The sequence below is a fragment of the Actinoplanes lobatus genome (genome assembly GCF_014205215.1).
Lineage (GTDB): Bacteria > Actinomycetota > Actinomycetes > Mycobacteriales > Micromonosporaceae > Actinoplanes > Actinoplanes lobatus.
The window spans coordinates 920,855-941,722 of the sequence record NZ_JACHNC010000001.1; the positions used below are offsets into that span (position 1 = coordinate 920,855).

Annotated in this window: 18 protein-coding genes; 8 read left to right on the forward strand and 10 right to left on the reverse strand. The window is 71.5% G+C overall.

Annotated features, from left to right (window positions below):
• The first annotated feature begins 17 nt into the window (after positions 1-17).
• Entirely contained in the window at positions 18-725 is a 708-nt protein-coding gene (locus BJ964_RS04040; protein WP_229806557.1) for a nucleotidyltransferase domain-containing protein, read from the forward strand.
• A gap of 9 nt (positions 726-734) precedes the next feature.
• On the opposite strand, the gene map is transcribed toward BJ964_RS04040, so the two are convergent.
• Positions 735-1,592: a type I methionyl aminopeptidase gene (gene map / locus BJ964_RS04045; protein WP_188119418.1), complete on the reverse strand. Its 858-nt coding sequence runs from the start codon at positions 1,590-1,592 to the stop codon at positions 735-737.
• A 79-nt stretch (positions 1,593-1,671) separates the two neighbouring features.
• Between map and BJ964_RS04050 the strand changes: the two genes are divergently transcribed.
• A complete protein-coding gene (locus BJ964_RS04050) occupies positions 1,672-1,986 on the forward strand; it encodes an STAS domain-containing protein (protein WP_188119419.1) in 315 nt (104 codons plus the stop codon).
• Here the strand turns inward: BJ964_RS04050 and BJ964_RS04055 are convergent.
• From BJ964_RS04055 to BJ964_RS04085, 7 genes are all read right to left on the reverse strand, one after another.
• Positions 1,973-5,515: a SpoIIE family protein phosphatase gene (locus BJ964_RS04055; RefSeq protein ID WP_188119420.1), complete on the reverse strand. Its 3,543-nt coding sequence runs from the start codon at positions 5,513-5,515 to the stop codon at positions 1,973-1,975. The genes BJ964_RS04050 and BJ964_RS04055 overlap by 14 nt on opposite strands.
• Positions 5,516-5,596: 81 nt before the next feature.
• Positions 5,597-6,331, reverse strand: coding sequence for a gamma-glutamyl-gamma-aminobutyrate hydrolase family protein (locus tag BJ964_RS04060; protein ID WP_188119421.1), 735 nt, complete (start codon positions 6,329-6,331; stop codon positions 5,597-5,599).
• Entirely contained in the window at positions 6,316-7,029 is a 714-nt protein-coding gene (locus tag BJ964_RS04065; protein ID WP_188119422.1) for a gamma-glutamyl-gamma-aminobutyrate hydrolase family protein, read from the reverse strand. The genes BJ964_RS04060 and BJ964_RS04065 overlap by 16 nt, the downstream gene beginning before the upstream one ends.
• 182 nt (positions 7,030-7,211) lie before the next feature.
• Positions 7,212-7,976, reverse strand: a complete 765-nt coding sequence (locus tag BJ964_RS04070; RefSeq protein WP_188119423.1) for a 3-oxoacyl-ACP reductase — start codon at positions 7,974-7,976, stop codon at positions 7,212-7,214.
• Positions 7,977-9,338 (reverse strand): aldehyde dehydrogenase family protein, encoded by a 1,362-nt coding sequence (locus BJ964_RS04075; RefSeq protein WP_188119424.1) that lies wholly within the window; start codon positions 9,336-9,338, stop codon positions 7,977-7,979.
• Positions 9,339-9,354: 16 nt separating this feature from the next.
• Positions 9,355-10,701: a glutamine synthetase family protein gene (locus BJ964_RS04080; protein WP_188119425.1), complete on the reverse strand. Its 1,347-nt coding sequence runs from the start codon at positions 10,699-10,701 to the stop codon at positions 9,355-9,357.
• Positions 10,702-10,714: 13 nt separating this feature from the next.
• Positions 10,715-12,211 (reverse strand): amino acid permease, encoded by a 1,497-nt coding sequence (locus tag BJ964_RS04085; protein WP_188119426.1) that lies wholly within the window; start codon positions 12,209-12,211, stop codon positions 10,715-10,717.
• A gap of 615 nt (positions 12,212-12,826) precedes the next feature.
• Between BJ964_RS04085 and BJ964_RS04090 the strand changes: the two genes are divergently transcribed.
• The 5 genes from BJ964_RS04090 to BJ964_RS04110 all read left to right on the forward strand — a co-directional run bounded on the left by BJ964_RS04090 (position 12,827) and on the right by BJ964_RS04110 (position 17,792).
• Positions 12,827-14,062, forward strand: coding sequence for a sensor histidine kinase (locus BJ964_RS04090; protein WP_188119427.1), 1,236 nt, complete (start codon positions 12,827-12,829; stop codon positions 14,060-14,062).
• On the forward strand, positions 14,059-14,703 hold the full coding sequence (locus tag BJ964_RS04095; protein ID WP_188119428.1) for a response regulator: 645 nt from the start codon (positions 14,059-14,061) through the stop codon (positions 14,701-14,703). Before BJ964_RS04090 ends, BJ964_RS04095 begins: the two co-directional genes overlap by 4 nt.
• A 68-nt stretch (positions 14,704-14,771) precedes the next feature.
• Entirely contained in the window at positions 14,772-15,665 is an 894-nt protein-coding gene (locus tag BJ964_RS04100) for an ABC transporter ATP-binding protein (RefSeq protein ID WP_188119429.1), read from the forward strand.
• On the forward strand, positions 15,662-16,729 hold the full coding sequence (locus BJ964_RS04105; RefSeq protein ID WP_188119430.1) for an ABC transporter permease: 1,068 nt from the start codon (positions 15,662-15,664) through the stop codon (positions 16,727-16,729). The genes BJ964_RS04100 and BJ964_RS04105 overlap by 4 nt, the downstream gene beginning before the upstream one ends.
• Before the next feature lie 79 nt (positions 16,730-16,808).
• On the forward strand, positions 16,809-17,792 hold the full coding sequence (locus BJ964_RS04110) for an LLM class F420-dependent oxidoreductase (protein WP_229806558.1): 984 nt from the start codon (positions 16,809-16,811) through the stop codon (positions 17,790-17,792).
• Positions 17,793-18,003: 211 nt separating this feature from the next.
• Here the strand turns inward: BJ964_RS04110 and BJ964_RS04115 are convergent, their stop codons facing one another.
• Positions 18,004-18,564 (reverse strand): PadR family transcriptional regulator, encoded by a 561-nt coding sequence (locus tag BJ964_RS04115; protein ID WP_188119431.1) that lies wholly within the window; start codon positions 18,562-18,564, stop codon positions 18,004-18,006.
• Positions 18,565-18,725: 161 nt separating this feature from the next.
• Here BJ964_RS04115 and BJ964_RS04120 point away from each other — a divergent pair, with 161 nt between their 5' ends.
• Positions 18,726-19,565, forward strand: a complete 840-nt coding sequence (locus BJ964_RS04120; RefSeq protein ID WP_188119432.1) for a GNAT family N-acetyltransferase — start codon at positions 18,726-18,728, stop codon at positions 19,563-19,565.
• Positions 19,566-19,692: 127 nt separating this feature from the next.
• Here BJ964_RS04120 and ispG read toward each other — a convergent pair whose 3' ends face one another.
• Positions 19,693-20,865, reverse strand: coding sequence for a flavodoxin-dependent (E)-4-hydroxy-3-methylbut-2-enyl-diphosphate synthase (ispG, locus tag BJ964_RS04125; RefSeq protein WP_188119433.1), 1,173 nt, complete (start codon positions 20,863-20,865; stop codon positions 19,693-19,695).
• Between the last annotated feature and the right edge of the window lie 3 nt (positions 20,866-20,868).

Sequence of the window (20,868 nt, forward strand, 5' to 3'; positions counted from 1 at the left end):
TGGCCGACAATGGGGTCGTGATCGACGAGCTCGACGCCTCCTCGCCCCGCGGTTCGCTCGCGATCCGGTTGGGTGACGCCGTCCAGGAGCGGTGGTCCGCCGAGGTGCAGGCGATCGGTCTGTCCGGCTCGATGGCGCACGGCGACGACAACGAGAGCAGCGACGTCAACGTCCTGGTGGTCACCTACCGGCCCAAGACCGGCCCCAAGCCGGCGATGCGCAAGGTCGACGGCATCCCGGTCGACCTGCGGGTGATCACCGCGGAGGAGGGGCTGGGGCAGGCCCGGCAGCTCACCCCGAGATGGCCGCTGCTGGCCGACGGCTACCTCACCACGTTCCCGCTCCACGACCCGCAGAACTGGTTCGCCGACCGGCGGGAGGCCCACCTGTCGCTGCTCTCCGAGGCCCGGCCGATGGAGTTCACCGGCCTGGCCCGGCAGGACTGGGCGGTGGCCAACGGCGCGCACACCCGGGCGGCGCGCCTGACCCAGTGGTACGACACCGACGACGCCATGATCCTGATGGCCGAGGCCCGGCTGCACGCCGCCCTGGTCGCCGGTCTGCTCACCCGCACCCACTTCCGCAACACGGCGGACGCGGTCAAGCGCACCGGCGTGGCCGCGGCCGACATGCAGGAGCTGGGGGCGATCCTCAAGTACCAGGCCGAGGAGCTGACCGCCCGCGGCCGCCCGGTGGACGGCCGGCTCGGCGCGCTCTTCGACTGAGGGCCCCGGTCAGGGCAGGGTCAGGATCTCGTAACCGTCCTCGGTGACCACCAGCGTGTGCTCGAACTGGGCGGTCCACTTCCGGTCCTTCGTGACGACCGTCCAGCCGTCGCGCCAGATGTCGTACTCATGGGTGCCCAGAGTGATCATCGGCTCGACGGTGAACGTCATACCGGGTTCCATCACCGTGGTGAGCTGCGGGTTGTCGTAGTGCGGAACGTACAGCCCGGAGTGGAACGCCTCACCGATGCCGTGGCCGGTGAAGTCACGGACCACGCCGTAGCCGAACCGCCGCGCGTACGCCTCGATGACCCGCCCGATGGCGTTGATCGGGCGGCCCGGGGCGACCGCGCGGATGCCCCGCATCATCGCCTCGTGGGTGCGCTCGACCAGCAGCCGCGCCTCCTCGCTGACGTCGCCCACGCAGAAGGTGGCGTCGGTGTCGCCGTGCACCCCGTCGAGGTACGCCGTGACGTCCACGTTGATGATGTCGCCGTCCTCCAGGACCGTGGAGTCCGGGATGCCGTGGCAGATCACCTCGTTGAGCGATGTGCAGCAGGACTTCGGGAAGCCCTTGTAGCCCAGCGTCGACGGATAGGCGTCGTGGTCGAGCAGGAACTCGTGCACCACCCGGTCGATCTCGTCGGTCGTCACGCCCGGTTTGCAGTGCTCACCGGCCAGCTGTGTGGCCTGCGCCGCGATCCGGCCGGCGACCCGCATCTTCTCGATGGTCTCGGGCGTCTGGACATGCGAGCCGCTCCATTCACGCGGGCGCTTCTTGCCCACGTACTCAGGGCGGACGATGTGCGCCGGGACCGACCGCCAGGGCGACTGCTTTCCCGGCACGAGAGGGGCACGTACGGTCATGACCACAGCCTAACCGGCCACGCCGGAGCCGATCGGCCCCGTCCTTGCCGCCCCCGGGCCCCTGTGAAATCGTGTGCTCGTGGATCAAGAGGGCCTGGACCCGAACTTCTCGGCGGTCGGCGAGGTGACCGGTGACCGGGTCGCCGTCACGGTGACCGGTGAGGTCGACATGGCGACCGCCGACGCGCTGTTCCAGGCCGCCACCCCGGACCGGGTCACCTCCGCCTCGGTCGACCTGCGGGCCGTGACCTTCTTCGACTCGGCGGCCATCCACACGCTGATCCGCCTGGCCGACCACTATCCGGGCGCCCTCGACGTCTACCCCTCCGACCGGGTGCGCCGGGTGCTGGACATCTCCGGGCTCGGCGACCAGCCCTGGCTCAGGGCGCCGTAAGGAAACGGCGCAGGGTGACCTCGGTGCCGTCCACTCCACGGTGCACCGACAGGTCGGTGAGGGCGCCGATCAGGGCCAGGCCACGGCCGCGGAAGCCGGGGTCGGTGGCCGGGCGCCAGCCTCCGGTGTCGCGTACCGTCACGGTCACCGTGCCGTCGTCGAGCGACGCGGTCACGACGATCACCGGCTCGGCCGGGTCGACCGGATGCTCGATGGCGTTCGCGGCCGCCTCGGAGACCGCCACCACCAGGTCGAAGGCGTCCGCCTCGGGCACCCGGTGCGCGGCCAGGAAGTCCTCCAGGCGCCGGCGCAGCACGGTCAGCCGGCCCGGCTCGGCGGGCAGCCGCAGCACGAACTCGCGCGGCTCGGTCACCTCCAGGGCGACCAGGGCGATGTCGTCGTGCCGGGTGTGCCGGGCCGCCTCGGCGAGCAGCGCGTCCAGCAGGTCGTCGATGTGGTCGGCGGGAACGGCCGCGTCCACGGTCAGCCCGGCCAGGCCGGTGTCGATGCCCTCCCGGCGGTCCTCGATCAGGCCGTCGGTGTAGAGCAGCAGGCGCGCCCCGGCGGTCAGGGACGTCTCCCGGGTGGGATAGGTGACCGAGCCGAGCGCCCCGATCGGCGGGCCCAGTGCCGCGCCGTACAGGAAGGTGCCCCGCTCGCCGGGGGCGACCACGACCGGCGACGGGTGGCCGGCCGACGAGTAGCGCACCCGGCGGGTCCGCGGGTCGAAGCCGACACAGAGGACGGTCGCGAACTGCCGCCGGCCCAGCGTGTCGACCAGCCGGTTGAGCCGGGTCAGCGCGGTGCCGCAGTCGAAACCCTCCAACAGGTACGCCCGCAGCGCGTTACGCAGCTGCCCCATGCCGGCGGCCGCCTGCACGCCCTTGCCGACCACGTCGCCGATCACCAGGAACAGCTCGCCGTCCGGGCCGGGGATCACGTCGTACCAGTCGCCGCCGACCCGCGCCTCGCTGCTGCCCGGCACGTACCGGCCGGCCACCAGGGCGCCCGGCACCCGGGGCAGCGACTGCGGCAGCAGGCTGTGCTGGAGGGTCGAGGCGATCCGGTGCTCGGCCTCGTAGAGCCGTGCGTTGGCCAGCCGCAGCCCGACCAGCCGGGCCAGCTGGGTGAGCACCGCCGGCTCGGCGGACCCGTCCGGGCCGGCCCAGACCCGCAGCTCGCCCAGGGGCGGCCCGGCGGTGTCCGGCAGCGGCAGCACCATGTCCGCCTGCGCGCCCGCCAGGGCGCCGCCGTCGCGCTCGGCCCGGGCACCCGGCACGGTCAGCACCACCCGCCCGGCCGAGGTCATGGTGAGCACGTGCCGGGCCGCGACGTCGAGGACCTCGGCGGTGGTCGGCACCGCGTTGAGCGCGGCGGCCGCGTCGACCAGCCCGCGCAGCCGGCTGACGGTCCGCCGGCGCAGCTGGCCGAGCTCCAGGTTGGCCCGGACCCGGGCGATCAGCTCCCGGGTGGAGAACGGCTTGACCAGGTAGTCGTCGGCGCCGGCGGCGAGCCCTTCGACCGCCGCCTCCTCACCGGCGCGGGCGGACAGCACCACGATCGGCACGTCCCGGGTGCGCTCGTCGGCGCGCAACCGGGCGATCAGCCCGAAACCGTCGAGCCGGGGCATCATGACGTCGGTCAGCACCAGGTCGAACTGGTGCTCGGCGGCCAGGTCCAGCGCGTTCGGCCCGTCCGCCGCGGTGACCACCTCCCAGTACGGCCGGAGCAGCCGCGAGACGTGTTCACGCAGATCGGCGTTGTCGTCGACGAGCAGGATCCGGCCGCCCACGCCGTGCCCCACCGGCTGCGGCGCCTCCGGGCCGTCCCCCGCCCACCAGGTCGCCTCGTCCACCCAGAGCAGCGGCTCGGCCGTCTCGCCGGGCGCCGCCGGGTCGTCGGTGATCCGGTCCGGCGGCAGGTGGGCCGTGCCGAACGGGATCCGCACGGTGAACTCGCTGCCCACCCCGACCTCGCTGGTCACGCCGACCGATCCGCCGTGCAGCCCGGCCAGCTCACGGACCAGCGCCAGCCCGATGCCGGTGCCCTCGTGGCTGCGGGACCAGGCCCCGGTAACCCGGTGGAACCGGTCGAACAGCAGCGGCCGCTGGCCGGCCGGGATGCCGACCCCGGAGTCCCGGACGGCGAGCACGGCGTGCCCGTCCACGGCCCGGACCCGGACCTCGACGCCGCCCTCACGGGTGAACTTGACCGCGTTGGAGAGCAGGTTGAAGACGATCTTCTCCCACAGCTCGTGGTCGACGTGGACCGGTTCGCCGAGCGGCGGGGTGTCGACGGTGAGCGTCAGCCCGGCCCGCTCGATGGCGGGCCGGAACGTGCCGGCCAGCCGCGCGGTGTGCCCGGCCAGGTCGGTCGGCCGGTAGACGGCCCGCATCCGCCCGGACTCCATCCGGGAGAAGTCGAGCACCGTGTTGACCAGTCTGAGCAGGCGCAGCCCGTTGCGGTGCACCGGGGTGAGCCGGTCACGCAGCGGCCCGTCCAGCGCCGGATCGTCGAGCAGGTCCTCGATCGGGCCGAGGATCAACGTCAACGGGGTACGGAACTCGTGGCTCACGTTCGAGAAGAAGTTGGTCTTGGCCTGGTCCAGGGTGGCCAGCTCGGCGGCCCGGCGGCGCTCCTGCTCGTACGCCCGCACGTTGGCCACCGCCCGGGAGATCTGCGCGGCGGCCAGATCGAGGAAGTCCCGGTAGTCGCCGTCCAGCGCGAGAAACCGGCTCACCCCGACGACCAGCGCGCCGACCGTGTCCGCCGCCACGCCGATCGGCAGCACCAGCGCCTCCGCGGCGGCCGACGGCCCGGGCTCGGTGAGGTCGGCGAGCGCGACCAGGCCGGGACGGCCGCCGGAACGGACCGCCCGGATCGCCGGGTGCGGGTCCTGGTCGTCCAGGACCAGCGCGGCGAACGGCACGTCGGCGCCGTTCTCGGTGAGCACCGCGGCGGCCTCGGCGGCGAGCGCGTCCTGGTCCGGCGAGTCGGCCAGGCGGCGGCCCAGGGCGCTGAGGGTCCGGACGCGCCGCTCGCCGAGCACCCGGCCGGTGGTCTCGGTGACGATGCACATGACCCCGCCGGGTGTGCCGTCGCCGGAGCGGATCGGGTCGTACGAGATGTCGAAGTACGTCTCCTCGAGGAACCCGTTCCGCTCGATCATGAACATGTGGTCCCGGGCGTAGAACGACGAGTCGTTCGCGAGCACCCCGTCGAAGAGCGGGTTCAGCACGTCCCAGGCCTCGGCCCACAGGTCCCGGCCGGGACTGCCCAGGAAGTCCGGGTGCTTGCCGCCCACCACCGGGATGTAGGCGTCGTTGTAGAGGGTGGCGTACTCCGGCCCCCAGAAGATGATGATCTGGGCCCGGGAGGCGAGCATCGTGGACACCGCGCCGGTCAGCTCGGGCGGCCAGGTGGACGGCTCACCGATCGGGCTCGTGGACCAGTCCAGCGCGGACATCCGGGCGCCCATCTCGCCGCCCCGCTCGAAGGCGTTGCGCAGCCGCCTCGGCAGGGCACCCATGCATGCCTCCCACGGATCACCGGACGCGGGCGGCACACCCGGTCCCGTGGCACGTTAACACCGGACCGGCCGGTCCGCTCATCAGGCGGCGACGGCCCGTCCCCGCACCGCCGCCTCGACCAGTGCCTCGAAGGGCCGCAGGTCGTTGGTCCGCTCGGGGTGCCACTGCACGCCGAGCGCGAACGCCGGGCCGGGGTGCTCGACGATCTCGATGACCCGGTCGTCGGGGCACCAGCCGACCGGGAGGAACGCACCCGGGTCGGCGACCGCCTGATGGTGGAACGAGTTCACCGTGAGACTGCGGCCGAACAGGCGGTGCGCCAGCGTCTCGTCCTCGATCACCACGTCGTGCCGGCCGTAGTCGGAGGCGTTGGCGGCCAGCGGGTCGGTGCCCGGGGCGGCCCGGTGCCGCTCGTGCCCGACCAGGTCCGGCAGGTGCTGGTGCAGCGAGCCGCCGGTGGCCACGGCCATCATCTGCATGCCGCGGCAGACGCCCAGCATCGGCAGGCCGGCGTCCAGGGCGGCGCGCATCAGCATCAGCTCGGACAGGTCGCGGACCTTGTCGACCTCGGTGGCCGGGTGCGGCGGGGCGCCCCAGTTCGCCGGGTCGATGTCTCCGCCGCCGCAGAACACGATGCCGTCCAGGGCCTCCAGCACGTCGGTGCCGGGATCGTCGGGGGTGATCAGGACGGCCCGGCCTCCGGTGGCGTGCACCGCCTTCACGTAGGTCATCGGCAGCATCCCGGCCAACAGGTCGTTCCGGCCGTACTGCACCTGCTCGGCGTAGGCGGTGAGGCCGATCAGCGGTCTGCGCATGTTCCGGTGCTCTCCTTCGTGGCCGCCGCCACCAGGGCGCCGAAGAGACGCCGGTCCCGGCCGACCTCCGGATGCCACTGGACACCGAGGACGAACCTCCGATCCGGATCCTCGACCGCCTCGGGCAGTCCGTCGGGCGCCCAGCCGGTGACGGTCAGTGGTCCGGGGTCGGCGACCCCCTGATGGTGGAAGCAGTTGATGGTCGGGTCATCGCCCATCAGCGCGGCGATCCGGCTGCCCGGAGCGAACCGCGCGGACTGCGAACCGTAGATCCCCGGGCCCGGGCGGTGCTTCTCGTGGCCCAGCACGTCGGGCAGATGCTGGTGCAGGCTGCCGCCGGCCGCCACGGTGAGCAGCTGCATGCCCCGGCAGACGCCGAGCAGCGGCAGGTCCCGGTCCAGGGCCCCGCGGAGCAGCGCCAGCTCGGCCACGTCGCGTTCCGGCTGGGCGACGGTGGCCGGGTGCGGCTCCTGGCCGTACCGGACCGGCTGCACATCCGGGCCGCCGGCCAGCACCAGGCCGTCGAGCCGGTCGAGCACGTCCGTGTCGAGATCGTCGGGCGGCAGCAGCACCGCCCGGCCACCGGCCCGCCGAACCGCCTCGACGTAGTCGTTCGGCACCAGCGCGGACTCCAGATCGACCCAGACGCCCCACGTCGCGGGCAGCACATAGGACGTTATGCCGATGATCGGACGCATCGCACCACCGTAGTCACAGGCGCGCGGCGCCGGGTGAACCGGCGCCGCGTCACGGGCCCTTCTGTCCCACCCACACGGGATCTGAACCTGTGCGGACGGGGATTCGGCCCCGACACCCCTCGCCGCCTGGCTGAGCTGGGTGTCAGGGTTTCCCTTCCCACCGTAGCGGGTCGGCAAACGCGTCACAGCGGCGTTACGTACGCTCCGGTGATCCCGCCGTCGACGACGAACTGCGACGCCGTCATGAACGACGCGTCGTCGCTGGCCAGGAACGCCACCGCGGCGGCGATCTCGTCCGGCTCGGCGAACCGGCCCATCGGCACGTGCACCAGCCGCCGGGCGGCCCGCTCAGGGTCCTTGGCGAACAGCTCCATGAGCAGCGGCGTGGCCACCGGCCCGGGACAGAGCGCGTTGATCCGGATGCCCTCGCGGGCGAACTGCACGCCCAGCTCGCGGGTCATCGCCAGCACACCGCCCTTGCTGGCGGTGTAGGCGATCTGCGAGGTGGCCGCGCCGAGCAGGGCCACGAACGAGGCGGTGTTGATGATCGAGCCCTTGCCCTGCCGCTGCATGTGCGGGATCGCGTACTTGCAGCAGAAGAAGACGCTCGTGGTGTTGACCTTGAGCACGCGCTCCCAGGCGTCCAGGCCGGTGACCAGGATCGAGTCGTCGTCGGGCGGCGAGATGCCGGCGTTGTTGAAGGCGATGTCGATCCGGCCGTGCCGTTCCACGACGCCGTCGAAGAGTGCCTTGACCTGCTCCTCGTCGCTGACGTCACAGGCCACGAACTCGCCGCCGACCTCCGCGGCGACGGCCTTTCCGGCGTCCTCCGAGATGTCCACGGCGACGACCTTGGCGCCCTCCGCGGCGAACCGCCGGGCGGTCGCCAGCCCGATGCCACTGCCGGCGCCGGTGATCACGGCGACCCGGTCCTGCAAGCGTTCCACTCAGTCTCCCGTTGAGATGAATACGTTCTTCACATCCGTGAAGGACAGCAGTGCGTCCGGGCCGAGCTCACGCCCGAGACCGGATTGCTTCATGCCACCGAACGGGGTCCAGTAGCGCACCGAGGAGTTGCTGTTCACGCTCAGCGCACCGGTCTCCACGGCCCGCGAGACCCGCAGCGCCCGGCCCACGTCCCGGGTCCAGAGCGAGCCGGACAGCCCGTACTCGGTGTCGTTGGCCAGCCGGATCGCGTCCTCCTCGTCCCGGAACGGCAACACGCTCACCACCGGCCCGAAGATCTCCTCGCGCCAGTGCCGGTCCGCGTTCGAGCGGGCGAGCAGCACGGTCGGCGGGAACCACCATCCGTTCGCGTCCGGCGCGGTGCCGCGGAACGCGATGTCAGAGCCTTCGAGGTACGACGTGACGGCGGCCCGCTGTCCGGAGGAGATCAGCGGTCCCATCTCCGACGAGTCATCGGCGGGGTCGAGTACCCGGAAACCGCGCACGGCCGGTTCGAGGAGCGCGAGGAATTTGTCGTACACCGACTCCTGGACCAGGAGCCGGGAGCGCGCGCAGCAGTCCTGCCCGGCGTTGTCGAAGACGGCGCCGGGCGCGGCGGCGGCCGCGGCGTCGAGATCGGCGTCCGCGAAGACGATGTTGGCACTCTTGCCGCCGAGCTCCAGGGTCACCCGTTTCACCTGGTCGGCGCAGCCCGCCATGATCGACTTGCCGACCTCGGTGGACCCGGTGAAGCAGACCTTCCGCACCGCCGGGTGGGTGACGAACCGCTGCCCGACCACGCTGCCCTTACCCGGCAGCACCTGGAACACGTTCTCCGGGAGCCCGGCCTCGAGGGCCAGCTCGCCGAGCCGGATCGCGGTCGACGGGGTCAGCTCGGCCGGCTTGAGCACCACCGTGTTGCCGGCCGCCAGCGCGGGCGCGAAACCCCAGCCGGCGATCGGCATCGGGAAGTTCCACGGCACGATGATCCCGACCACGCCGAGCGGCTCGTGGAACGTCACGTCCACGCCGCCGGCCACCGGGATCTGCCGCCCGGCCAGCCGCTCCGGTGCGCCGGCGTAGTAGTTCAGCACGTCCCGGACGTTGCCCGCCTCCCAGCGCGCGTTGCCGATGGTGTGCCCGGCGTTGCGCACCTCCAGCCGCGCCAGCTCCTCGATGTGCTCCTCGACCACCGTCGCGAAGCGGCGCAGCAGCCGCGCCCGGTCCCCGGGCGAGACCCGGCGCCACTCACCGAATGCGATCCGCGCACGCTCGATCGCGGCGTCGGTCTCCGCCAGACCCAGCGACGGTACGGTCGTGAAGACCTCACCCGTCGACGGATCGATCACCTCTGTAGTCGCCACGCCAAGATCCTCACACTCAGAGGCGCTCGAATCCACGGCGCAACTCCCAGTCCGTCACCGCGGCGTCGTAGGCCGCCAGTTCCACCCGTCCCATGTTCGCGTAGTGGGCCACGACGTCCGGGCCGAACGCGGTTTCCGCCACCGCGCCTCCCGCCCACAACGCGGTCGCCTCCCGCAGGGTGCCGGGCACCCGGTCGGCCTCCGGGTCCTGGTAGGCGTTGCCGATGAACTCGTCCTCCAGCGACAGCTCGTTCTCGATGCCGTGCAGGGCACCGGCCACCAGGGCGGCGATCGCCAGGTACGGGTTGACGTCCCCGCCCGGCACCCGGTTCTCCACCCGCATGCCCTGCCCGTGCCCGGCGATCCGCAGCGCGCAGGTCCGGTTGTCGACGCCCCAGCGCAGCGCGGTCGGCGCGAACGACCCCGGCTGGTACCGCTTGTACGAGTTGATGTTCGGCGCGAAGAGCAGGCTGAACTCCCGCATCGTGGCGAGCAGGCCGGCCAGCACCCGCTGCCCGGTCTCGCTGAGATGGGCCGGGCCGTCGCCGAGCATCGCGGACCGCCCGTTCTCGTCGCGCAGCGAGAAGTGGATGTGGCAGGAGTTGCCCTCCCGCTCGTTGGGCTTGGCCATGAAGGTGAGCGCCATGCCCTCCTGGGCGGCGATCTCCTTCGCCCCGTTCTTGTAGACCACGTGATGGTCGGCGGCGGTCAGCGCGTCCGAGTAGCGGAAGGCGATCTCGTGCTGGCCGAGGTTGCACTCGCCCTTGGCGCTCTCCGGGGTCAGGCCGGCGCCGTGCATCTCGTTGCGGATCCGGCGCAGCAGCGGCTCCACGCGGGCGGTGCCGAGCAGCGAGTAGTCCACGTTGTACTGGTTGGCGGGGACCAGGTCCCGGTAGTTCTTCTGCGACGCCTGCTCGTACGAGTCCCGGTAGAGGACGAACTCCAGCTCGGTCCCGGCGTACGCGGACAGGCCGTGCGCCGCCAGCCGGTCGAGCTGGCGGTGCAGGATCTGCCGGGGTGAGGCCGGCACCGGCGCCCCGGACACGTCGTACAGGTCGGCCAGGACCAGCGCCGTGCCCGGGTGCCACGGGATCCGGCGCAGGGTGGAGAAGTCCGGCCGCATCACGAAGTCGCCGTAACCGGTGGACCAGGAGGACATGGCGTAGCCGTCGACGGTGTTCATGTCGACATCGACCGCGAGCAGATAGTTGCATCCCTCACTGCCGCCGGACACCACCTCGTCCATGAAGTAGCGCGCGTGCAGCCGTTTGCCCTGCAACCGGCCCTGCATGTCGGTCAGGGCCAGCAGCACCGTGTCGATGCCGCCGTTGTCGACGGCGACGTCCAGCTCCTCGAGATCCATGCGAACAGTCCTATCAGTCCGTGGACTCGCCGTGGGCGGCCTTCTCCAGCAGGTTCTGTTTCGGTCCGGTGAACCACTTCCGGGCCCCGGCGAACCACCAGATCGCGGCCGCGCCGAGCACCACGGCCACCGCGACGATCGTGTAGTTGAACGTCTCGGCGGTGATCGGCGAGCCGGGCGGCAGTACGAAGAGGACACAGATGACGCCCACCCAGACGATCGCGATCCAGCCGACCGGGGCGCTCCACCTCCCGAGGCTCCACGGGCCGGGCTGGAAGTCCGGGTTGAGCCGGCGCAGCAGAACCGGGCCGACGTAGGCGATGTAGAGCCCGATCACCGCGATCGAGGTGGCCGCGTAGTAGGCGACCACGTTCCAGAGCGACGGCAGGACCAGGAGCGTGGAGAGGGCCACGCACAGCCAGATGGAGTTCGTCGGCGTACCGGTGCGGGGGTTGACCTTCTTCCAGATCCACGAACCGGGCAGCGCGTCGTCACGGGCGAAGGCGTAGGACATCCGGGAGTTCGCGGTGACCGACGCCATCCCGCAGAACCACTGCGCGATCATGCAGATGAACAGCAGGAACGCACCGAGGTCGTGCCCGGCCGCGTCGATGAAGATCTGCGCCGGGGGCAGGCCGAGCGGGGTGCCCAGCGAGCCCTCGTAGTCCTGGATGGACCAGGTGATCGCGACCAGCAGCACGAAGCCGGCGATGACCGACACCACCACGGACATCACGATGCCGCGCGGGGCGGCCCGGGCCGCGTCGTGGGTCTCCTCCGCGACGTGTGCCGAGGCGTCGTAGCCGGTGTACGTGTACTGCGCCATCAGCAGACCGACCAGGACGGCGTAGACGCCCGCCCCGGCGAACGTGAATCCGGTGGCGTTGTGCACCTCGAAGAACACCTCGGAGAGCGGCTTGTGCTGGTCCGGGACGACGGCGAGGACACCGACGATCACCGCGACGCCGACCAGGTGCCACCAGGCGCTCACGTCGGAGAGGATCCGGACCAGGCTGACGCCGAAGGTGTTCAGCAGGCCGTGCACGGCGATGATGACCAGGAAGATCAGGAAGGTCTTGAGCGCCGTGACCTCCATGCCCAGGGTCAGGCTGAAGAAGGCCGCCGTGGTGATCGCGGCGCCGAAGTCGATGGCCGCGGTCACCGCCACCTCGCCGAGGAAGTTGAACCACCCGATGAACCATGCCCAGGCGGCCTTGTTGCGTTTGGCCAGCGCGGCGGCCCACCAGTAGAGGGCGCCCGCGGTCGGGTACGCCGAGCACACCTCGGCCATCGCCAGCGCCACGAAGGTGACCATGACACCGACGCCGAGCCAGCCCAGCGTGATGGCGACCGGTCCACCGGCCTTCATGGCGATGCCGTACGAGGTGATGGCGCCGGCCAGGATCGAGATGATCGAGAAGGAGACAGCGAAGTTCGAGAAGCCGGAGAGCCGGCGGTGGAGTTCCTGTTTGTATCCGAGTTGGGCGAGCCGTTCTTCGTCGGTGCTCACGCGAGTACCCCCTACCCGAAGGTGTTGTGACCTGAGCCACTAATGCCGTGATGATCGCTCCGCTGTGTTACGGGCGTCAATGACAGGGGTTAATTGCGTTGCCGCGCGACCGGGCCGGTGCGAGCCTGAATGCGGGCGATTCCTCGGCCGGGTCGCCCCCGCGGGACTCACCTCCCAGCGGCGGCGTGGGGCGCGGTCACCTCTCTCTTCGGCAAGCGCCCGCCCCGCGCCGCCGCTCTCCCGGGGAAACGTTTTCCCAGCTCAGTCAGACTTTTGCGGCTAAAAAATCTACAGCGGCGAGGGTGGCAATCCGGCTTGCGCAGGCATACATTCGATGAGTCGGCCACGGCTGACAAGCAACTGGCACAGTCGCCGAGTTGGAGGAGGAGGACGAGATACCGCAGCAACGCGTAATCAAGACGTCCCCGGCCCGACAAGAGGTGATCGCAGCCGATGCCCATCACTCCGGTCGACCGCTAGCGGCACGCAGCCGGTCGACCACATGCGCCGGCCAGTGACCGGCACAAGAATTGAAAAGCCAGGGCCCCGGTTACCCGCCGGGGCCCTGGACTATCTGCGTTCCCTGATCTGACGGGTCCGTGCGACAGTCACCGCATGCCATCGGTGAACCCCGACGAGTGGCGACGGCCCGGACCGACCGCCGGCCAGCGCCGCACCGACGTGTGGACCGGCCTGGCGGTCGCCGCCGTCGCCCTGCTCAACCTCTTCATCGTCCGGCACGCCGGGTTCATCGACTCCGCGGACGTCGCGCCGCTGCCCGAGCAGATCTGCTGGGTGCTGGCCATCACCCTGCCGCTGACCGTGCGCCGCCGCTACCCCGACGTGACGGCCGTGCTGATCGCCGCGGCCTTCATCGGCGCTCAGGCCCGCGGCTCCCAGGAAGCGCAGGTCACCATCGGTGTGCTGTTCGCCTCGATCTACACGCTCGGCGCCTGGGGACGGCACCGGGGCCGGTCCCGGCTGTTGCGTCTGGCGATCATCGGCGCCATGTTCGCCTGGCTCGCCGCCGCCTTCGTCATCCACGGGGGCGGCTCGGTGGCCCCCGCGGTCAAGGCTTCGGTGGCGTTCAACACGTTCGTGGTGAACGCGGCCTTCTTCGCCTTCTGCTACCTGATGGGTGACGCCGTCTGGCGCGGCGTCCGGCACGGCCACGAACTGGAGGAACAGACCGCCGAACTGCGGGCCGCGCACACCGCGGCGGCCGAGCGGGCGGTCCTCGGCGAGCGGGTCCGGATCGCCCGGGAACTGCACGACGTGGTCGCCCACCACGTGTCGGTGATGGGCATCCAGGCGTCCGCCTGCCGCCGGGCCATGGACAAGGACCCGGCCCGGGCCCGGACCGCGCTCACCGCCGTCGAGGAGAGCGCCCGGACCGCGGTCGACGAACTGCGGCGGATGCTCGGCGCGCTGCGGGCCTCCGGGGCGCCGGAGGCCGGCAGCCCGGCGGGCATCGACCGGCTGCCGGAGATCGCCGAACGGGCCGAGGAGGCGGGACTGGCCGTCCGGTACGCCGTCTACGGTGATCCGGTGCCCCTGCCCGACTCGCTGTCCCAGGCCGCCTACCGGATCGTCCAGGAGGCGGTGACCAACACCCTCAAACACGCCGGGGCGAGCACGGTCGACGTACGGGTCCGCTATCTCAGCGGGCAGATCGAGCTGGACGTGACCGACGACGGGCGGGGCGGAGCGGCCGGCGGCGGCGGGCTGGGCGTGATCGGCATGCGCGAGCGGGTGGCGGTGCACGACGGCACCCTGGAGCACGGTCCACAGCCGAACGGCGGCTACCGGGTCCGCGCCCGGATCCCCTACCCGGCCAAGGTGGTGTCATGAGCATCAGCGTTCTTCTGGCGGACGATCACCAACTGGTACGGACCGGGTTCCGGGTCATCCTCGAGATGGAGGACGACATCACCGTGGCCGGCGAGGCGGCGGACGGCGCCCAGGCCGTCGAACTGGCCCTGCGGCTGCGGCCGGACGTCGTACTGATGGATGTCGAGATGCCCGGGATGGACGGCCTGGAGGCGACCCGCCGGATCGCCGCCGCGGGAGGTCCGTCGGTGCTGATCCTGACCACCTTCGACCGCGACGACTACCTGTTCGCCGCGCTCCGGGCCGGGGCCAGCGGCTTCCTGCTCAAGAACGGCACGCCGGAGGCGCTCACCGAGGCGGTCCGGGTGATCGCCGCCGGGGAGGCGCTGCTCGCGCCGGCCGTCACCCGCCGGGTCATCTCCACGTTCACCGCGCCGGTGGCCGCCGGCGTCCGGCTGGACCAGCTCACCCCGCGCGAGCACGAAGTGCTGGTCCTCCTGGCCGGCGGCGCCACCAACGCGGAGATCGCGACCACTCTGCGGCTCGGCGAGACGACGGTGAAGACGCACGTCAGCCGGGTGCTCATGAAGCTCGGCGCGCGCGACCGCACGCAGGCCGTGGTGCTGGCGTACGAGCTCGGGGTGGTCCGGCCCGGCGGGTGAGGTCCTCCGCGAGGATGACGTACCCGAGCCGGACGACGGGACATCGACGCGGATCTAGCGTGGTTCCCATGACCACCGTCCTGAACGTCGATGCCGTGAACCGGTCCTTCGGCGAGCGTCAGGTCCTCAAGGACGTCTCGTTCACCGTGGACTCCGGCCGGCTCACCGGCTTCGTCGGCGCGAACGGCGCCGGCAAGACCACCACGATGCGGATCGTCCTGGGCGTGCTCGCCGCCGACACCGGCGCGGTGACCTGGCGCGGCGCCCCGATCACCCGGGCGGACCGGCAGCGGTTCGGCTACATGCCGGAGGAGCGCGGCCTCTACCCGAAGATGACCGTGACCGAGCAGATCGTCTACCTCGGGCGGTTGCACGGGATCGGCGTCGCCGACGCCCGCCGCCGCACCACCGCCCTGCTGGAACGGTTGGAGCTGGCCGAGCGGGGGAACGATCCGGTGGAGAAGCTGTCGCTGGGCAACCAGCAGCGCGCCCAGATCGCCGCCGCCCTGGTACACGACCCGGAGCTGCTGGTGCTGGACGAGCCGTTCTCCGGGCTGGACCCGATCGCCATCGAGACGGTGCTCGCCGTGCTCCGCGAACGGGCCCGCGCCGGCGCCGCCGTGCTCTTCTCCAGCCATCAGCTCGAACTGGTCGAGCGCCTCTGCGACGACCTGGTGATCATCGCCGACGGGACGGTCCGGGCGGCCGGCTCCCGGACCTGGCTGCGCGACCGGTACACGCTGCCCCGTTTCCGGATCGAGGTCGACTCCGACGCCGGCTGGCTGCGTGACGAGCCCGGGGTGACCCTGCTGGAACTGGACGGCCGCCGTGCCGTCGTCGACCTCGGCCCCGATGCCGACGAGCAGGCGCTCCTGCACGCCGCCCTGGCCCGTGGGCCGGTCCGCGCCTTCGCGCCGGTCCGCCCCTCCCTCGCCGAGATCTTCCGAGAGGTGATCCAGTGACCACGTTCGAAGCCGCCAGGCTGGTCGCGGGCCGGGAGATCCGGGTCAAGCTCCGCGACAAGACCTTCCTTCTCAGTACGGTCCTGCTGCTCTTCTTCACGGCGCTCGGGGTGGTGCTGCCGATGCTGATCAACGGCGGCCCGGAGAAGGTCGCCGTGGTCGGCACCACCCACGTCGCCGTCCTGGAGAGGGCCGGCCTCGAGGTGATCACCGTCCCGGACGCGGCCACCGCCGAACGGATGGTCCGCGACGACGAGGTGGCGGCCGCCGTGGTCGACGGGCCGAGGGTGCTGGCCATGGAGGAGGCGCCGGGTGAGGTGGTGGCGGCGCTCAGCACCTCACCGCCGGTGGAGTACCTGAATCCGGACGCGCTCGACGAGGCGGCCCGCTTCCTGGTCCCGTTCGTCCTGGCCACGCTCTTCTTCTTCACCACGATCTCGTTCGGCGTGCAGATCGCGCAGAGCGTCACCGAGGAGAAGCAGACCCGGATCGTGGAGATCCTGGTCGCCAGCATCCCGGTCCGGGCGCTGCTGACCGGCAAGGTGGCCGCCATGACCGTGCTCGCCTTCGGTCAGCTCGCCCTGATCGCCGTGGTCGGCCTGGTCGGCATGCGGGTGGCCGACGTGGGCGGCCCGGTGATCGACGCGGTCCTGCCGGCGATCGGCTGGTTCCTGCCGTTCTTCGTGGTCGGCTTCCTGATGCTCGCGGCGCTCTGGGCGGGGGTCGGCGCGCTGGCCGCCCGGCAGGAGGATCTCGGCGCCACCACGGCCCCGCTCCAGCTCCTGGTGATGACCCCGTTCTTCCTGGTGCTGGCCTTCCAGTCGAACCCGGCGGCGATGACCGTGCTGTCCTACGTCCCGTTCTCCGCCCCGGTGGCCATGCCGGTCCGCCTGTTCACCGGTGAGGCCGCCACCTGGGAGCCGTTCGTGTCGCTGGCCCTGCTCCTGCTGACCAGCGGGCTCACCCTGCTGGCCGGGGCCCGGATCTACCAGGGGTCGCTGCTGCGCACCAACGGGCGGACGTCGTTCGCGACCGCCTGGCGCAACCCCACCCCGATCGGCTGATCCCGGCCCGGCGGAGAAATCCCACATCCGTTCCTCCAGTGGTGGACATCACGTGATCGTGAACGGCAGGATCGAGGTCATGTCGATGCGATGGGGCATGACCGTACCGTTCGGTGGCGTTCCGCTGGCCGACCACGGAGGCGTGTACAAGGCGCTGGCCGACGCGGGTTTCACCGACGCGTGGACGGCCGAGGTGGCCGGCACCGACGGGTTCACCCCGCTGACCCTGGCCGCGGCCTGGGAGCCCCGGCTGCGCCTGGGCACCGCCATCGCCCCGGTCTTCACCCGGGGGCCGGGCCTGCTCGCGATGACCGCCGCCGCGCTGGCCGAGGCCGCGCCGGGCCGGTTCCAGCTGGGCATCGGCGCGTCCTCACCGGTCGTGGTCGGCGACTGGAACGCGGTGGACTTCACGAAGCCGTTCGAGCGCAGCCGGGGCGTGCTCCGCTTCCTGCGCTCGGCGCTCGCCGGGGAGCTGACCGACGGCGAGTTCGGCACCTTCCGGGTGCGCCGGTTCCGCCTGGAGCGGCCGCCGGCCGTCCCGCCGCAGGTGCTGCTCGCCGCGCTGCGCCCCGGCATGCTGCGCCTGGCCGCGGCCGAGGCCGACGGCGTGATCCTGAACTGGCTGTCCGCGGGCGACGTCGCCACCGCTCTCGCCGAGACCAAGGAGGCGCGGCCCGGCTTCGAGGTGGCCACCCGGATCTTCATGGTCCCCACCGAGGACGCCGCCTACGCCCGTGCCGTGGGCCGTCGCCTGATCACGTCGTACCTGACCGTCCCGGCGTACGCCGCCTTCCATCGCTGGCTGGGCCGCGAGGAGATCCTCACCCCGATGTGGCAGGCCTGGCAGTCCGGCGACCGCAAGGGCGCGCTGGCCGCCATCCCGGACTCCCTGGTCGACGACCTGATCGTGCACGGGTCGCCGGACGAGTGCCGGGCCCGCGTGCAGGCATACGCGGACGCCGGCGTCACCGTTCCGATCATGGCGCTGACCCCGACCCCGGAGCTGGAGCGGGGCGGCCTCCCGGCCCTCCTGGAGCTGATCACCGCCCTCGGCCGCCGCTGACGGCCGGCTCCCGGGCGCCGTCCCGGTGGACCTCAGGGCTGTCTCGATGCGCTTGAGACAGCCCTGACAGCCAGCCCAACCACCGAACTCAGCCCGGCGGGCGCGGCAAAGGCTGGACCCGGCAGATGGTCGCGCGGAGCCGGCGGGACGGGGTGTTCTCGGCGGGCGCGTTCCACCCCGTACCAGAAACGGGCCTTCAGGAAGAGGGGGTTCACTCGCTCTCGGCGAGGATGGCGTAGAGCTTGCGCCGGGTCTCGTTGAGCACCTCGAGCGCCTTCTGGCGCTGCTCCGGGGTGCCGTTGAAACCGACCTGCTTGAGCGCGCCCATGATGCCGACCGCCGCGTCGCGGAAATCCTGCACCTGGGACATGGTGTCGGCGCCGATCTGGGCCCACGGCGGGTTCTGTGCCGCGGTCTCGGCCTCGGGCCGGCCGTCCTCGGTGAGCCGGTAGCTCTTGCGGCCGCCCTCGGCGGTGACCTCGATGAGGCCCTCGTCCTCCAGCAGTTGCAGGGTCGGGTAGACCGAGCCGGGGCTCGGGCGCCAGATCCCCCCGGTCCGGGAGTCGAGCTCCTGGATCATCTCGTAGCCGTGCATCGGGCGCTCCAGGAGCAGCGCCAGGATGGCGGGCCGGACGTTCTGCCGGGCGCCGCGACCGCCGCGCCGTGGCCCGGGCCTGCCGCCGAATTCGGGCGGCGGGAAACCGGGGCCACCGGGGCCGCCGAAGGGAAAACCGGGCGGGAACCCGAAGCCACGCCTGCGCGCCTCGCCCATCCAGCCACCGTGTCCGGGTCCTCCGTGTGGGTGCCTCATGACCTTCTCCGTTCTGTCGTCGATAGGTAGACGATATATCGGCAATCTGTCGGCGGCAAGGTTTCTGAGATCGCGGGGTTGCGGTACGTGTCAGCGGGCGCGCATCTGGCAATGTGATACCTGTGTTGACGGTGCCCATTCGCCAGCTCGGTGAGCCCGAGCGCGCGGCCGTCGAGCGGATCCTCGACGCCGACCCCTACGCGGGCGCCCAGATCGCTGAGCGGGTCGCGGCACACGGCCTGAACTGGTGGCGGTCGGACGGGCGGATCTACGGCTACGAGCCGGATCGCCACGTCGAGTCGATCATCTGGTCCGGGGCGCACCTGGTGCCGGTGGGCGCGACACCGCCCGCCACGGCCGCCTTCGCCGATCTGCTGGGCGCCGAGCCACGGGTCTGCTCGTCGATCATCGGCCGCTCGGAGGCGGTGCTCGACCTGTGGAACAGGCTCGGCGGCAACTGGGGGCCGGCCCGGGATGTACGCCCCCATCAGCCGCTGCTGGTCACCAACCGGGACCCGGTGGTGCGCGCCGACCCCTCGGTCCGGCTGGTCCACGCCGGCGAGGTCGATCAGCTCTTCCCGGCCGCCGTCGCGATGTACACCGAGGAGGTCGGCGTCTCACCGTTGCAGGACGACGGTGGGCGCGGCTACCGGCGGCGGATCGCGGAGCTGGTGAAGGCGAAGCGGGCGTATGCGAAGTTCGACGGCGATCTGGTCGTCTTCAAGGCCGAGCTGGCGATCGTCACCCGGCGGACCACGCAGATCCAGGGCGTCTGGGTGCACCCGGAGTACCGCGGCAGCGGCATCGCCACGGGCGCCATGGCGACCGTCGTGGCGGACGCCCTGCGCCGGGTCGCGCCGACGGTCAGCCTCTACGTCAACGACTACAACACGACGGCCCGCCGAGTCTACGCACGCTGTGGCTTCGTCTCGGCGGGCTCGTTCGCCACTGTCCTGTTCTAGCGATTCGCCGCCGACGACGAGAGGCCCGGTCTTTCGACGCCCGCGGGGATTGCGGGTGACGGAAGACCGGACCTCTCGTCGTCGGTTACCAGGCGAATCGCCGCGGAGCGAAGCGGAGCCAGCTAGCTCAGTGCACGGTGACGGTCGGGCCGGGGAGCAGGTCGCGCAGTTCCTCGGGCAGGTCGGCGCCCATCTCGTCGGCGAGGCGCAGCGCCTCCTCGACCAGGGTCTCCACGATGATCGACTCGGGCACGGTCTTGATGACCTTGCCCTTGACGAAGATCTGGCCCTTGCCGTTGCCGGACGCCACACCGAGGTCGGCCTCGCGGGCCTCACCGGGACCGTTGACGACACAACCCATGACGGCCACCCGCAGCGGCACCGGGAACCCGTCGAGAGCCGCGGTGACCTGCTCGGCGAGGGTGTAGACGTCGACCTGGGCGCGGCCGCAGGACGGGCAGGAGACGATCTCCAGGCCACGCTCGCGCAGACCCAGGGACTCCAGGATCTGGTTGCCGACCTTGATCTCCTCGACCGGCGGGGCGGACAGCGACACCCGGATGGTGTCGCCGATGCCCTCGGCCAGCAGGGCGCCGAACGCCACGGCCGACTTGATCGTGCCCTGGAACGCCGGGCCGGCCTCGGTCACGCCGAGGTGCAGCGGGTAGTCGCACTGCTCGGCGAGCTGCCGGTACGCCCGGATCATGACGACCGGGTCGTTGTGCTTCACCGAGATCTTGATGTCCCGGAAGCCGTGCTCCTCGAACAGTGAGCACTCCCAGAGCGCCGACTCGACCAGCGCCTCGGCGGTGGCCTTGCCGTACTTCTCCAGCAGCCGCTTGTCGAGCGAACCGGCGTTGACGCCGATCCGGATCGGGATGCCGGCGTCGGAGGCCGCCTTCGCGATCTCCTTCACCTTGTCGTCGAACTGCCGGATGTTGCCCGGGTTCACCCGGACCGCGGCGCAGCCGGCGTCGATCGCGGCGAACACGTACTTCGGCTGGAAGTGGATGTCGGCGATCACCGGGAGCTGCGACTTCTTGGCGATCGCGGGCAGCGCCTCGACGTCGTCCTGCGACGGGACGGCGACCCGGACGATCTGGCAGCCCGACGCGGTGAGCTCGGCGATCTGCTGCAGCGTGGAGTTGACGTCCGAGGTGAGGGTGGTGGTCATCGACTGGACGCTGACCGGGGCGCCGCCGCCGACCAGCACTCCCCCGACGTTGATCTGGCGGCTCTGCCGACGGGGGGCCAACGGCGGCGGAGGAACGGCCGGCATGCCCAGACTGATCGCAGTCATTCG

What these genes read in the sequence shown, in the direction of transcription:
- map (WP_188119418.1), bottom strand. Translation starts at nt 1,592, where the DNA reads ATGACCGTACGTGCCCCTCTCGTGCCGGGAAAGCAGTCGCCCTGGCGG.
- BJ964_RS04055 (WP_188119420.1), bottom strand. Translation starts at nt 5,515, where the DNA reads ATGGGTGCCCTGCCGAGGCGGCTGCGCAACGCCTTCGAGCGGGGCGGC.
- BJ964_RS04060 (WP_188119421.1), bottom strand. Translation starts at nt 6,331, where the DNA reads ATGCGCAGACCGCTGATCGGCCTCACCGCCTACGCCGAGCAGGTGCAG.
- BJ964_RS04065 (WP_188119422.1), bottom strand. Translation starts at nt 7,029, where the DNA reads ATGCGTCCGATCATCGGCATAACGTCCTATGTGCTGCCCGCGACGTGG.
- BJ964_RS04080 (WP_188119425.1), bottom strand. Translation starts at nt 10,701, where the DNA reads ATGGATCTCGAGGAGCTGGACGTCGCCGTCGACAACGGCGGCATCGAC.
- BJ964_RS04090 (WP_188119427.1), top strand. Translation starts at nt 12,827, where the DNA reads ATGCCATCGGTGAACCCCGACGAGTGGCGACGGCCCGGACCGACCGCC.
- BJ964_RS04095 (WP_188119428.1), top strand. Translation starts at nt 14,059, where the DNA reads ATGAGCATCAGCGTTCTTCTGGCGGACGATCACCAACTGGTACGGACC.
- BJ964_RS04100 (WP_188119429.1), top strand. Translation starts at nt 14,772, where the DNA reads ATGACCACCGTCCTGAACGTCGATGCCGTGAACCGGTCCTTCGGCGAG.
- BJ964_RS04110 (WP_229806558.1), top strand. Translation starts at nt 16,809, where the DNA reads ATGTCGATGCGATGGGGCATGACCGTACCGTTCGGTGGCGTTCCGCTG.
- BJ964_RS04115 (WP_188119431.1), bottom strand. Translation starts at nt 18,564, where the DNA reads ATGGGCGAGGCGCGCAGGCGTGGCTTCGGGTTCCCGCCCGGTTTTCCC.
- ispG (WP_188119433.1), bottom strand. Translation starts at nt 20,865, where the DNA reads ATGACTGCGATCAGTCTGGGCATGCCGGCCGTTCCTCCGCCGCCGTTG.